Source organism: Actinoplanes sp. NPDC051411, from assembly GCF_040682075.1.
GTDB lineage: Bacteria > Actinomycetota > Actinomycetes > Mycobacteriales > Micromonosporaceae > Actinoplanes.
Map to the genome: position 1 here is coordinate 14611 of NZ_JBFBAD010000057.1, position 12557 is coordinate 27167.

Annotated in this window: 12 protein-coding genes; 4 read left to right on the forward strand and 8 right to left on the reverse strand. The window is 71.5% G+C overall.

Annotation, left to right across the window (positions count from 1 at the left end; translation table 11 throughout):
- The 3 genes from AB0M88_RS28580 to AB0M88_RS28590 all read right to left on the reverse strand — a co-directional run bounded on the left by AB0M88_RS28580 (nt 1) and on the right by AB0M88_RS28590 (nt 2214).
- Complete coding sequence (locus tag AB0M88_RS28580) at nt 1-174, reverse strand: hypothetical protein (RefSeq protein ID WP_364107531.1); 174 nt, start codon at nt 172-174, stop codon at nt 1-3.
- On the reverse strand, nt 171-1595 hold the full coding sequence (locus AB0M88_RS28585; protein WP_364107533.1) for an RNB domain-containing ribonuclease: 1425 nt from the start codon (nt 1593-1595) through the stop codon (nt 171-173). The genes AB0M88_RS28580 and AB0M88_RS28585 overlap by 4 nt, the downstream gene beginning before the upstream one ends.
- A 91-nt stretch (nt 1596-1686) precedes the next feature.
- A complete protein-coding gene (locus tag AB0M88_RS28590) occupies nt 1687-2214 on the reverse strand; it encodes a hypothetical protein (protein WP_364107535.1) in 528 nt (175 codons plus the stop codon).
- On the opposite strand from AB0M88_RS28590, the gene AB0M88_RS28595 reads away from it, so the two are divergent.
- The gene (locus tag AB0M88_RS28595) at nt 2213-3469 is read left to right on the forward strand and encodes a hypothetical protein (protein WP_364107537.1); all 1257 of its coding nucleotides are present in this window, start codon (nt 2213-2215) and stop codon (nt 3467-3469) included. The two genes, AB0M88_RS28590 and AB0M88_RS28595, sit on opposite strands and share 2 nt — an antisense overlap.
- A 1330-nt stretch (nt 3470-4799) precedes the next feature.
- Here the strand turns inward: AB0M88_RS28595 and AB0M88_RS28600 are convergent.
- Nucleotides 4800-5006, reverse strand: a complete 207-nt coding sequence (locus AB0M88_RS28600) for a hypothetical protein (RefSeq protein ID WP_364107539.1) — start codon at nt 5004-5006, stop codon at nt 4800-4802.
- 136 nt (nt 5007-5142) lie between these two features.
- Complete coding sequence (locus tag AB0M88_RS28605) at nt 5143-6168, reverse strand: aspartate-semialdehyde dehydrogenase (RefSeq protein ID WP_364107541.1); 1026 nt, start codon at nt 6166-6168, stop codon at nt 5143-5145.
- A gap of 103 nt (nt 6169-6271) precedes the next feature.
- Between AB0M88_RS28605 and AB0M88_RS28610 the strand changes: the two genes are divergently transcribed.
- Nucleotides 6272-7069 carry a methyltransferase domain-containing protein gene (locus tag AB0M88_RS28610; RefSeq protein ID WP_364107543.1) on the forward strand — a complete coding sequence of 266 codons (798 nt, stop codon included), beginning with the start codon at nt 6272-6274 and terminating at the stop codon, nt 7067-7069.
- Nucleotides 7070-7100: 31 nt separating this feature from the next.
- Here the strand turns inward: AB0M88_RS28610 and AB0M88_RS28615 are convergent, their stop codons facing one another.
- From AB0M88_RS28615 to AB0M88_RS28625, 3 genes are all read right to left on the reverse strand, one after another.
- Nucleotides 7101-7697 (reverse strand): M15 family metallopeptidase, encoded by a 597-nt coding sequence (locus tag AB0M88_RS28615; protein ID WP_364107545.1) that lies wholly within the window; start codon nt 7695-7697, stop codon nt 7101-7103.
- Nucleotides 7698-7732: 35 nt separating this feature from the next.
- On the reverse strand, nt 7733-8881 hold the full coding sequence (locus AB0M88_RS28620) for an ABC transporter permease (RefSeq protein ID WP_364107547.1): 1149 nt from the start codon (nt 8879-8881) through the stop codon (nt 7733-7735).
- 78 nt (nt 8882-8959) lie between these two features.
- Complete coding sequence (locus AB0M88_RS28625; RefSeq protein WP_364107549.1) at nt 8960-9844, reverse strand: LysR family transcriptional regulator; 885 nt, start codon at nt 9842-9844, stop codon at nt 8960-8962.
- A gap of 84 nt (nt 9845-9928) precedes the next feature.
- Between AB0M88_RS28625 and AB0M88_RS28630 the strand changes: the two genes are divergently transcribed.
- Both AB0M88_RS28630 and AB0M88_RS28635 read left to right on the forward strand, forming a co-directional pair.
- Nucleotides 9929-11152: an MFS transporter gene (locus AB0M88_RS28630; protein WP_364107551.1), complete on the forward strand. Its 1224-nt coding sequence runs from the start codon at nt 9929-9931 to the stop codon at nt 11150-11152.
- Between the two features lie 341 nt (nt 11153-11493).
- Nucleotides 11494-12555 carry a glyceraldehyde 3-phosphate dehydrogenase NAD-binding domain-containing protein gene (locus tag AB0M88_RS28635; RefSeq protein WP_364107553.1) on the forward strand — a complete coding sequence of 354 codons (1062 nt, stop codon included), beginning with the start codon at nt 11494-11496 and terminating at the stop codon, nt 12553-12555.
- Nucleotides 12556-12557: the final 2 nt, after the last annotated feature.

The following is a 12557-nucleotide window of genomic DNA, read 5'->3' on the forward strand; positions in this document are numbered from 1 at the left end:
TCAAACACCCTTCACCAGCGCCCGTGCCACCTCGCGAAGCCCTTCCGGCGGCGACTTCGAGGGCGGCAGGACAACGTCGCACGAGCCGTCCAGGGCGGCGACGATCTCCGCCGGCACCCGGCCGCCGGGCGCCGCCACCACGAACGAGACCGCGTCGCGCGCCGGCTCCTTCACGACGAGGCCCCGTAACTGAAGAGGACCTTGCGGGCCACCGGATCGGCGGTGTCGAGGCGTACGGAAATCCGCTCGCCGAGCGGAAGCGAGCCCGCACACCGGGCCCGGACGGCCGGCTCGTCGACGGCGACCGTGCCGCCCGGCGGCCGATGGTGCGACGGCGCGTCGATGTCGACGACCCCCGCGTCGAACGTCTCGCCGACCCGGTGCTGGAGCAGCACCGCCTCGGTCAGGTCGATCGCCGACCGCGCCGCCCCGCCCGCCATCCGGTCGGAGTCGGCCATCGCCTTGGGCAGCCGCGGCAACGCCTCGCGGGCCCACGCCGGAACCTCCCGCGACTCGAAGAGGGCCAGGCACGTCTCCGTCGCATATCGATCGGCGAGGCGCCGCAGCGGCGCCGTCACGTGGGCGTACGGCGCGCCGACCCCGCCGTGCCCGGTCTCCTCCGGCGGCGAACCGTCGAAGGCCGTGTAGGCCGCGCCCCGCAACAACTCGGCCGCCTGGTCGAGGAACGCGGCCCCGCGCGGCGTGGCCGGATCGGCCGACGCGACCACCGCCCCCACCGAGGCTCCGGCCGGCCACGCGACGCCGAGCGACCCGGCCGCCGCCCGCAGCTTCTCGACCGCCTCCGGCTTGGCCGACGGCATCGTCCGGAGCAGCCCGACCCCGCCGCGCAGCATGAGTGTCGCCGCGGCCATGCCGGTGAGCAGCGAGATCTGCGCGTTGTGCTCCTCCATCGGCACCGGCGCCCGCAGGACCAGCCGCCAGCCGTCACCGTCGGGCTCGACCTCCTGCTCGGGCAGTGGCAAATTGACCGCGCCACGATCGGCCGCCCGGGCGGCCAGCAGCGCCCCCAACTCGGGCAGGAGCGCGATCGGCTCGGGCAGCCGGCCCGCGTCGGCCAGCCCTTGAACGCCCACATAGTCGAGCTTGGCCCGGCTCCGCACGGTCGCCCGCTCCAGCCGCACGTCGGCGATCGCACCGTCGGCGTCGAGGTCGATGGTCCAGACGACGGCCGCCCGCTCGACATCGGGGAAGAGGCTGACCGCGCCCTCGCTGAGCACGGCCGGATGCAGCGGAATCCGCGCGTCCGGCAGATAGATCGTCTGCCCGCGGGCCCAGGTCTCGGCCTCGAGCGCCCCGCCCGGCCGCACGAACGACGCCACGTCGGCGATCGCATAACAGACCCGGAACCCGCCGCCGTCCCGCCGGCTCAGATGCATGGCCTGGTCGAGGTCGCGCGAGGTCGCCGGATCAACCGTCACAAACGGCACATCACGCCGGTCGGCCCCCGGCGGCATCTGCCGAGCGGCGGCCTCAGCCTCGGCCGCCGCCCCGGCCGGGAACTCGCCCGGCAACTTCAACTCCCGCCGCAACACCGAAAAATCGATCCGCGGCGCCCGAACCCTCTTCATCGGCACGGCCCATTCCTACCAGCGCCCACCGACAAACGACGCCGGGGACGGAGTCGACACTCCGTCCCCGAGAACATCGGCCTGACGGCCTCAAGCCCTACCGGGCGGCACGCTTGGCGGCCACCTTGCGGCCCGCGGGCGTACGCGGTGAAGCTCCCCCCACATTCCCGGCGGCCGCCCGCCGGGCCGCGGCCGGACTGGCCACCTTGGCCACCTTCGTCGCGTTGGTCCCCGAGTTCTTGGCCGTCGCGGAGCTCCGCGGGGCGTTGGCACTCTTGGCCGCGCGCGCCCGCACGGAAGCCGCCCCGTTGCCGCCCGCAGCGCCCGCCGACCGGCCGGCCGCCGCGTTGCCGGCTTTGGCCGCCCGGGCCCCGGCCGCCTTGGCCGCCGCTGCGGTGGTCGCCCGCGCGGCCCCGGCGCCCGCCGCCTTGGCCGCCGTCCGGGTACCGGTGGCCTTGGCCGCCTTCGCCGCCGCTGCCGTGGTCGCCCGGGCGGCGCCGGTGGCCTTGGCCGGCGTCCGGGTCGCGGTCGCCTTGGTCGCCGTCCGTCCGGCCGCGGTCCCGGCCGGGCGGGTCGTCCCGCGGCCACCCGCGGCCGGCTTCGTCGTCGTCTTCTTGGCAGCCATGCTCTTGGTCTCGGTCGCCTTCTTGGCCGCGGCACCCTTGGCGGCCGTGTTCCTGGCCGTGGTCGCCTTCGCGCTCCTCGCGGTGGTCGCCTTCGGGGCCGTTGCGTTGGCGCTCCTAGCCGCCGCTGCCTTGGCCGCCGTCGCCTTGGCGCTCTTGACCGCCGCCGCCTTGGCCGCCGTCGTCTTCGCGCTCTTGACCGCCGCCGCCTTGGCCGCCGTCGTCTTCGCGCTCTTGACCGCCGCCGCCTTCGCCGCCGTCGCCTTCGCGCTCTTGACCGCCGCCGCCTTCGCCGCCGTCGCCTTGGCCGCCGTCGCCTTGGCGCTCTTGACCGCCGCCGCCTTGGCCGCTGTCGCCTTCGCGCTCTTGGCCGCCGCTGTCTTGGCCGCTGTCGCCTTGGCCGCCGTCGCCTTGGCGCTCTTAGCAGCCGCTGCGCCGGCCGAGATCGCCTTCGTGGCGGCGGTCTTCGCGGCCGTGGCCTTCCCCGCAGCGCGCTTCGCCGCGGTCGCCTTGCCGGCGGTCGTTGGGGCCGCGCTCGCCTTAACCGCAGTCGCCCTAGCCGCGTCCGCCCTAGCCGCAGTCGACTTAGCCGCGCCCGCCCTAGCCGCAGTCGACTTAGCGGCGCCCGCCCTAGCCGCAGTCGACTTAGCCGCGCCCGCCTTGGTCGCAGTCGTCTTGGCCGCGGTCGCCTTAGCCGCGGTCGCCTTGGCGAGGGCTTTCTTAGCCGCCACACCGGCCTTCGTAGCGCCGGCCCGCGCCGCGGTCATCTTGGTCCCGCCCGCTTTGGCCGCCTCCATGTTGGCTTCCGCGGTCCGTGCCGCCGCGGTCGCCTTGGCCCCCGCGGTCTTCGCCATCGTCGCCGCCGACTTGGCCGCCATCCGGTTGGCTTCCGCCGCCGACTTCCGGGCCGCCGTAGCTCCCACGCCCCGCCCGGCCGCCTTCTTCGCCGCCGTGCTCTCCGCAGCTGTCATTTTGGTCGCCGCTTTCTTGGCCGCCGTAGCCGCGGCCCCCGTCGACTTCGCCGCCACCTTGGCGGCGGTCTTCCTCGCAGTACCAGCCTTCGCCGCCGCCGCACTGGCCGCAGCCGCAGTCTTGTTGGTAGCGGCCGACCTCGACACGGTCGCCCTACCCACAGCTATCTTCGACGCCGCCGCCTCCGCCGCACCGGCTTTCGCGGCTTTAGCAGCAGCACTCTTCGCCGCACCGTTCCGGCCGGGCGCCGCCGGCGCGACCTCCGATTCGGCCGCCGCGACCTGATCGGCCACCTCATCCGCGATCACGCGGCCCTCAGCAGCCGCCATCGCCGCGCCGGTGCCCGGCCCAGGAGGCGCCGCGATCCCGGACTCGGTCGGCTCAGCCATCTGCGGCTCGGCCGAATCCATCGCCGTCGGCTCGTCCGTCCGAGCCGTAACCCCCGACACCGTACTGACCGCCGCGGCAACCCGCCGCCGCCCGCCGGCGGCCTTCTTCACACCGGCCACTTTGCTCCCAGCCGCTTTCACACCCGCCACTTTGGCCCCGCCGACCTTGGTCGCCCCCACACCACCGGCCGCCTTCGCCGCACCGGCCTTGGCCGCCTTCGCCTTACGCCCAGCCGACTTGATATTCACGACCGTAGCCATCCGGTCCGACCCGGCAGCAGGCGTAACCGCCGCGCCCTTGGCCCCGGCACGAGTCCCGGCCGTCCTGGATCCCTTGGCCCCGACGACCTTCAGCGAAGCACCCCCAGCCTCGATCGCCTTGGCCGCCGCACCTTTGGCCCCGATGGCTTTCACCCCGGCACTCGCCTTACCCGCGACGGTTTTCGCGCCGGCGACCTTCGCCGCCCCAGCCTTCGTCCCGGCCGTCCTCACCGCTCCGGCCTTCGAGTCGACAGTCTTCGACGTCGCCTTCGAGGCCGCCGCCCGGCTCCCGATCGCCTTCACCGCACCGGTTCTCGCCCCAGTCGCGCCCTTGACCCCGATCGCCTTGACCCCAGCCGCCTTGACCCCAGTCGCTTTAACCCCAGTCGCTTTAACCCCGGCGGCCGGCTTCCCCGCCGCAACCTTGCCCGCCGCAACCCCAGCCGCGCCTTTGACCGCAGCCGCCTTGGCCCCGCCGACCGGCTTCCCAGCCGCGGCAGAACCACGCGCCGCCGAACCACGCGCCGCCGAACCACGCGCCGCCGAACCACCCGCCGCAGAACCACGCGCGGCCGACTTCCGCCCCGCCGCCGACCCGGAAGACGCCGCCGACGCCGCCGACGGTGCGTTCCCCTCGCGCTGGGCGATCACCCACTCGGCCGCGCTTCGGCTGCGGCTTCGTGCGGTACCTCCCGCGCCCCCGGCGGCGCCCGCGCGCGACGGGCCAACACCAGAAGCAGCCGCCCCTCCCGGAGCGGCCTTGCGTGCGCGTGATCCCGTCACGGGGTCTTTTCCGGCGGCCGCGCGGGGCGGCGTACCCGAAAGATTTGTGGCTTTTGTCGGTCTGATGGGTGTATTTCTGGCAGGAGCCATCAGGATGTTTCCTCCTTGCGAATGACTGCGGGCTCGTCTCCGAGGAGGAGACTGCGAGATCCGGCTTGGACACTCAAAGCCGGCGAACGGTGTTAGCTGTCCTCCCCGGTCCAGCGGGCATCCTCGGCGTCCCACTCGGCATTGCGCTTCTCGACCGTCTCGAGTGCCCGCGTCGCTTCGTCAGGCGTGGCGTAGGGGCCGAGCCGAAACTGGGCGGGACACAGGTCGCCGCCGGTTTCGACCCGGTTGTGTCGGAGGCACCAGAAATAGGCGTCGCCGACGGGCCCACTGTCGTTCATGCAATCACTCTGCCTCTCAAACCGACCATCCGCCACCGATTCGGGCAAAATGTCCTAGATTTCCATTGTGGAACCCGAACGTGGTTCAAAATAAACCGCCCCGGCCAAGAGGCCGGGGCGGTCGGAAATCGGTGGGTCAGGCGAGCTCGGCGGCGACGAGCTCCGCTACCTGTACGGCGTTCAGAGCCGCGCCCTTCCGCAAGTTGTCGTTGGCGATGAAGAACGACAGAGCGTTCTCGGACGTGGGGTCGACCCGGATGCGCCCGACATAGGACGGGTCCCGGCCGGCCGCCTGTAGCGGGGTCGGCACGTCGGACAGTTCGACGCCGGGCGCGGAGGCGAGCACTTCGCGGGCCCGCGAGGGCGACAGCGGCCGCGCGAACCGCGCGTTGATCTGCAGCGAGTGCCCCGTGAAGACCGGCACCCGCACGCACGTGCCGGAGACCAGCAGCTCGGGGATGTCGAGGATCTTGCGGCTCTCGTTGCGGAGCTTCTGCTCCTCGTCGGTCTCGCCGGTGCCGTCGTCGACGAAGCTGCCGGCCTGCGGGATCACGTTGAACGCGATCGGCCGCGGGAACGACCGCGACGCCGGGAACTCGACCGCCGCTCCGTCGAACGTCAGCTCGGTGGCGCGGTCGGCGACCTTCTTGACCTGCTCGTCGAGCTCGGCCACGCCGGCCAGCCCGGCACCGGAGACCGCCTGGTAGGTGGTGGCGACGATCGCGACCAGCCCGGCCTCGTCGTGCAGCGGCCGGAGCACCGGCATCGCGGCCATCGTCGTGCAGTTGGGGTTGGCGATGATGCCCTTGGGCCGGCGCCGGGCCGCGTCGGGGTTGACCTCGGAGACGACCAGCGGCACGTCCGGGTCCATGCGCCAGGCCGACGAGTTGTCGACGACGACCGCGCCGGCCTCGGCGACGCGCGGCGCGAGCTCCTTGGAGCTGCCCTTGCCGGCCGAGAACAGGACGATGTCGAGCCCGCCGAAGTCGGCGGTCGACGCGTCCTCGACGGTGACCTCGCTGTCCTTCCACGGAAGCGTGCGGCCCGCACTGCGCGCCGAAGCGAAGAGCCGAAGCTGGTCAACAGGGAACTGTCGCTCGGCCAGGATCCGGCGCATGACGCCGCCCACCTGTCCCGTCGCGCCCACAATGCCGATCCTCATGAGCAATAAAAGTACGGCCTCACCAGCGATTCAAGAAATCAGGTTGTTCATATAGTGAGACATCTGTCCCACATTTGAGGACGGCGGGTCTAGCGTCGACGGCATGGCGACGTACACCCACGGGCATCACGAATCGGTCTTGCGCTCGCACCGCTGGCGCACCGCAGAGAATTCGGCCGGATACCTCCTGCCGCATCTTTCCTCCGGCGCCACGGTGCTCGACGTCGGTTGCGGCCCCGGCACCATCACGGCCGACCTGGCGACCCTCGTCACACCGGCCCGGGTGACCGCGCTCGAGGTCACCGAGCCGGCCCTCGACCTGGCCCGCGCCGAGATCACCCGCCGGGGCCTGACCACCGTCGACTTCCGGGTCGGTGACGTCCACGCCCTCGACTTCGCCGACGACACGTTCGACGTCGTGCACGCCCACCAGGTGCTGCAGCACGTCGCCGACCCGGTGGCGGCGCTCCGCGAGATGCGCCGGGTCGCCAAGCCGGGCGGGCTCGTCGCGGTCCGCGACAGCGACTACGCCGCGTTCACCTGGTGGCCCCTGCTGCCGGAGCTGGACGAGTGGCTGGCCCTCTACGAAAAGGTGGCCCGCGGCAACGGTGGCGAGCCCGACGCCGGCCGCCGCCTGTTGTCGTGGGCCCACGCGGCCGGCTTCACCGACGTGACCGCCACCTCGAGCACCTGGTGCTTCGCCGACCCGACCGACCGCGACTGGTGGGGCGGCATGTGGGCCGACCGCGTCCTCGAGTCGGACATGGCCGCCCAGTCGCTGCGCACGGGCGCCGCGACCCAGGACGACCTGCAGCGCATCTCTGACGGCTGGCGCACCTGGGCCGCCGACCCGGACGGCTGGCTGTCTCTGCTGCACAGCGAACTGATCTGCCGCGCCTGAGACAACGGGCGACGGGCAACGGGCAACGGGCCTACGCGCCGTTCGGTTTGTACGCCCAGTGCCAAGACTCGCGCGACACGTTGTTGACGAACCCGTACCTGGCCGCGTTCTGGCGCATCCATGCCAGGCCCTTGCTGTCCAGGTCGAGGTCGGCGGCCATGCCCCACCCGTGTTCGCTGGTGCCGGGCTTGGCCGCCAGCCCGCCCTGGGAGTACAGCCCCTTCCGTTTGGCCAGATCGACCTGCTCGTCGTACGGCCGGTAGGAGTCGGTGATGCCGATGGTGACGCCGTCCTTCTTCGCGTCGGCCATCAGTGAGGTCAGTGACGAGGCGGCCGGCGCCCACAACCGGTGGCCGGTGTTCCCGACCGGGGACAGGGCGGTCCGCGGGATCTTCCCGTTGCCGTAGGCCGCCAGCTCGGTCGGGATGCCCTTGCTGTTGAGCGTGTAGTTGCGCCCCGCCGCGGAAACGGTGCCGGTGCCGGAGGAGACCGCGTCCTGCAGATAACTGGCGAAGGAATCCCCGGACGCGGAGGAGGAGGACGCCGGGGCGGAAGTGACCGGAGGCGCCCCGACCTTGCCCTGCAGGGCGAGGATCCGGCTCTGAATGTCGGTGATGCGTGAGTTCACGTTGTCGATTCCCACGTAAGGCTGTTCGGCGGCCCCTAGGAAATCTGAGCGGCAACCATCACCGGCTCGCGCCGCTCGGCGCCCTCCAGCCGCTCGACCAGTTCCAGCTCGACCTGCGAGGTGTGGTCGCCGCGGTTGGGGAGGACGTTGGTGATCAGCACGACCGCGCAGCCGATGCCGGCATAGAGCCCCAGCACGATCAGGTGCCCGGTCACCGGCGCGTCCGGGAAGTAGAGGTCGTCGCGTACGGCTTGAACGCCGGCCCCGGTCGGCAGGTTCTCTCCGACGTGCCGGCCGAAGGCTGGGAGGAACTCGGGCAGGATGCTGGCGCCGGAGATGACCGTGCCGAGGGTGAAATAGAGGGCGCCGACCAGCGCGCCGACCGGTCCGACGAGCGCGACCGCGCCGGCCGTCGAGGCGGTGATGGCGAGCGAGATCAGCGAGAAGATGCCGAGCATCTCCCATCGGTCGGCCTCCCGGCCGACGCCGAACCAGCTCATCGACCAGAGCACGACGGTGGCCGAGCCGATCGCGTACGCGATGAGCGTCGTCACGTGGGCGATTCCCCGCCGCCACGACCGCCGGGCCCGCGGGATGAGCCGGCCGAGTCCCATCGAGGCGATCGTGCCGCCGAGTGCGAGTGCCTGGGCGATGAAGCCGAGCGACGCCCCGTTGGTGTCGTCGGGCGGCAGCGGCACCACGTCGAGGACCACGGGTGGCGTGGCGAGGATCTGCGCCTGGGCGACCGGCATCTTCTGGCCCTGCCTGGCCCAGTCGGCCAGGGCGGCCATCGCCTGCTGTTGCACGACACCGACGTACGTGGTGCGCAGCAGCGACGCCGCGGCCGGACCGGCCGCCGAGGCCACGTAGAGCCGGGGCTGGTAGCCGGAGATGTCGACGCCGCCGTAGACCTCGCGGCGCCGGATGCCGGTCTTCAGGTCGTCGCTCGACGCGTAGTCGGTGACTTGGAAGGCGCCGCTCTGTTCGAGCTGCATCACCACGGCCGTGCGTTTGGCGGCGGTCGAGACCAGCCCGACCGGCACGTGGTGGGGTGCGGCGCGGTGGCCCATGCCGAGGTAGTAGGCGGTGAGCCCGAGCTGGATGAGCATGCCGATCACGCAGACGGCGAGCGCGAACCGCCGGAACCGCCACACCGACTCGGCCTGCTGCTGCTCCTCGGTCATCGCTTTTCCCCTCCGATCCCGGGAGTACCTCGAGAAGCAGCTTTACTCACCAATCACCCGAGTGTGGGCGTTTCGCACCTAACTGATGCTTTTCTCGATCATTTCCAGGAGCGCCCGCGTCGCGGCGCTCGGCGCCTGCAGTGATGAGACCGCCACGCCGAGGGGCCACTCCAGGTCGCTGCCGGCGAGCGGCCGGACGACGAGACCGCGCCGATCGGGTACGGCGAACTGAGGCAGAACAGACACACCGAGCCCCTCCCGGACGAAGCTCGCCGCGCTGGCGATGTCCATGACCTGGATGGTGACGTGGCGCTGGATGCCGGCCGCGGCGAACGCGTGATCGACCACGAAGCGGTTGCCGTAGCCCTCGGGGAAGTCGACGAACGCCTCACCGACCAGGTCCGCGATCGTCACCTCCTCGGCGTCGGCCAGCCGATGACCCTCGGGCAGCACGAGGCGCAGCTGTTCGTGGTGGGCCTGGCGGATGCGTACCCCGGCCGGCGGGCGGCCCGGCACCGAGGCGATGGCGAGGTCGATCGAGCCGTCGACCAGGCCCTCGAGCAGGCCGACCGAACCCCGGGACGAGACCGCGAGCTGCAGCCGCACGTCCGGATACAGCCGGTGGAAGCGACCCAGCAGCGCCGGTACGTCGATCATCCCGACCGAGGTCAGCGTGCCGATGCGGACGGTCCCGCGCAGGCCGCCGCGCACCTCGTCGACCGCGTCGCGGGCCGCGCGCACCGCGTCGAGGGCGGCCCTCGCCCGCGGCAGCAGTGCTTCGCCGGCGTCGGTGAGGACGACCCGCTTGGACGTACGCTCCAGGAGCTCCGCCCCCAGCTCGCGCTCCAGCGCCTTGATCACCGCGGAGACGCCGGACTGGACGACGTGCAGGCGGGCCGCGGCCCGGGTGAAGCCGCGTTCCTCGGCCACCGCCACGAAGTACTCGAAGTGCCGCAGTTCCATGGCTCGCAAGTATCACATCTCGTGCTGGATACCAGCAGTAATCATCGTTGGAGTTGATGCTTGAGCCGGCGCACTCTCTGACGCATGAGCTTGCTGATCGACTCCCGGCCCGCGGCCACCGAGGCCCCGCGCGGCTCCGCCCGGCACGGCCTGGGCTTCTGGCTGATCGCCACCGTCTTCCTGACCGTGCTCGCGTTCTCCACCGTCCCGGCCCCGCTCTACCCGCTCTACCAGCGCCAGGACGGGTTCTCGGCGTTCACCGTGACGATCGTGTTCGCGGTCTACGCGGTCGGCGTGATCACCGCGCTGGTGCTCGCCGGGCACATCTCCGACTGGACCGGGCGCAAGCGGATCGTGCTGCCCGCACTGGCGGTCGAGATCGTCGCCGCGGTGCTGTTCCTCACCTGGACCGCGCTGCCCGGCCTGATCCTGGCCCGCTTCCTGACCGGGGTCGGCGTCGGCCTGATCACCGCGACCGCCACCGCCTATCTGCTCGAGCTGCACACCGCCCACCGGCCGAGGGCCGGGCGGGGACGGTTCGAGATCGTGTCGTCGGCCGCGAACCTGGGTGGGCTCGGGGTCGGGACGCTGGTGAGCGGGGCGCTCGCGCAGTTCGTGACGGCTCCGCTGCGTACGCCGTACGTCGTCTTTTTGATCCTGCTGGCACTCGGCGTCGTCGCCGTCGCCGGCGTTCCCGAGACGGTGATCGCGCCCGCCGCCCGCCCGCGGTACCGGCCCCAGCGCCCGCGCATCGGCGCGGGTGACCGCGTCGCCTACCTGGTCGCGGCCACCGGGACCTTCGCCACGTTCGCGGTCTTCGGGCTCTTCACCTCGCTGGCTCCTGGCTTTGTGGCCGGCGCGCTGCACCACCCGAGCCGCCTGCTGGCCGGCGTGGTGGCGTTCCTGGTCTTCGGCGCCGGCGTGACGTCGCAGGCGGTGACCGGCGCGCTCGACCCGCGGCGGCGCTTCGGCGCCGGCCTGGTCGCGCAGGCCGCCGGCGTCCTGGTGCTGGCCGCCGGCATGCAGGTGCCGTCGCTCGGGCTGTTCCTGGCCGGCGGCGTGATCGCCGGGGCGGGCTCGGGCCTGATCTTCAAGACCGCGGTCGGCACGGTTGCGGCGGCCGCCGAGCCGGCGGTACGCGGCGAGGCACTGGCCGGCCTGTTCCTGATCGGCTACGTCGGGCTGATCGGACCGGTTCTCGGGATCGGCGTCGCGACCCAGTTCGTGACGGTTACCACAGCGATGCTCGGATTCACCGGACTTCTGCTCGTACTGCTCGCCGGGATCGCCGTTCTGCGCCGGCGTTAATACGTGACTCGTCCGGCAATATCGCAAACCGGAGCGTCCCGGATTGGGTCCGGCGCGAGTTGGAAATCTCACCCTGGAATGCCACTGCTGGCCGAAATGCGCGCGGCTCATCCGAATGACGAAGTGACCTCGGAGCGGCCAAATCCTGGCCACCGGAATGCGAACAGGCCGCTTACCAGGTCTTATGTGGATCATGACTCAGGGTGGGACAGTTTCCTCCGTTGACGTGCAACTTGCACAACTCTTAGTGTCGGGAGCGTGACCAAGGGTGGATTCTGGGTAACGGAAGCCCGCCGCACCCCCAGCGGCGGCCAAGATCAAGATCGACCGAGGAGCCTGAGATGAGTGTCACGATCGGCATCAACGGATTCGGGCGAATCGGCCGGTGCGTTACCCGTATCGTCGCGGCGTCGCCGCATTCCGGAATAACGATAGCCGCGGTGAACGACGTCGCCTCGACCGAGAAAATGGCCTACGGGCTGCGCCGCGACAGCATTCGCGGCACATTTCCCGGCACGGTTGCCGCCCACGCCGATCAACTGGTCGTAAATGACGAGTCGATCCGCACATTCCACCACGACCGGCCGGAGCGCATTCCGTGGGCCGACTGCGGGGTGGACGTGGTCATCGAGGCCACCGGGCAGTTCCGGGCCGGCGGGCCGGCCCGGACCCACATCACCCACGGCGGGGCCCGCAAGGTCGTGATCAGCGCGTCGGCCGACGACCCGGACGCGTTCCTGATCTACGGCAGCAACCACGACACGTACGACCCGGAACGCCACGACGTCGTGTCCCCCGGGTCGTGCGGGGTCAACGCGCTCACCACGATGGCCAAGGTGCTGCTCGACCGGTTCGGGCTGCACTCGGTCAGCACGTCCGTGTTCCTTGCCGTCCAGGGGTGGGGCAAGGTGCAGGACTCGGTGATGGGCACCTCACGCGACGACCCGCGGCTCGGCCGGGCCACCGGCGAGAGCATCATCCCCCACAACTACGTCGTCGGTGACCTCGTGCGGGTGGCGCTCCCCGCGATCGGCGAGATGCGCTTCAGCTACTACTGCGTGCCGACCCCGATCGGCTCCCTGGCCGAGCTCACCGGGCAGACCGACAAGCCGGTCAGCATGGAAGCGGTCAACCGGGCGATGGCCGAGGCGGCGGCCGGGCCGCTGCGGCGGGTGCTGGCCTACGACCCCGACCCGACCGTGTCGATCGACGTCAAGAACAACCCGGCGTCGTGTCTGTTCGACCCGTCCGGCACCCAGACCACGGCCGACGGCGGCATCCGGGTGCGGGGCTGGTTCGACAACGAATGGGGCTTCTCCAACCGGCTGCTCGACCTGGCCCGCCTGGTGGGAAAGGAGAGCCCGGTTCACTCATCACGGAGCGTTAGCTGGAGCATTGCCTAGTA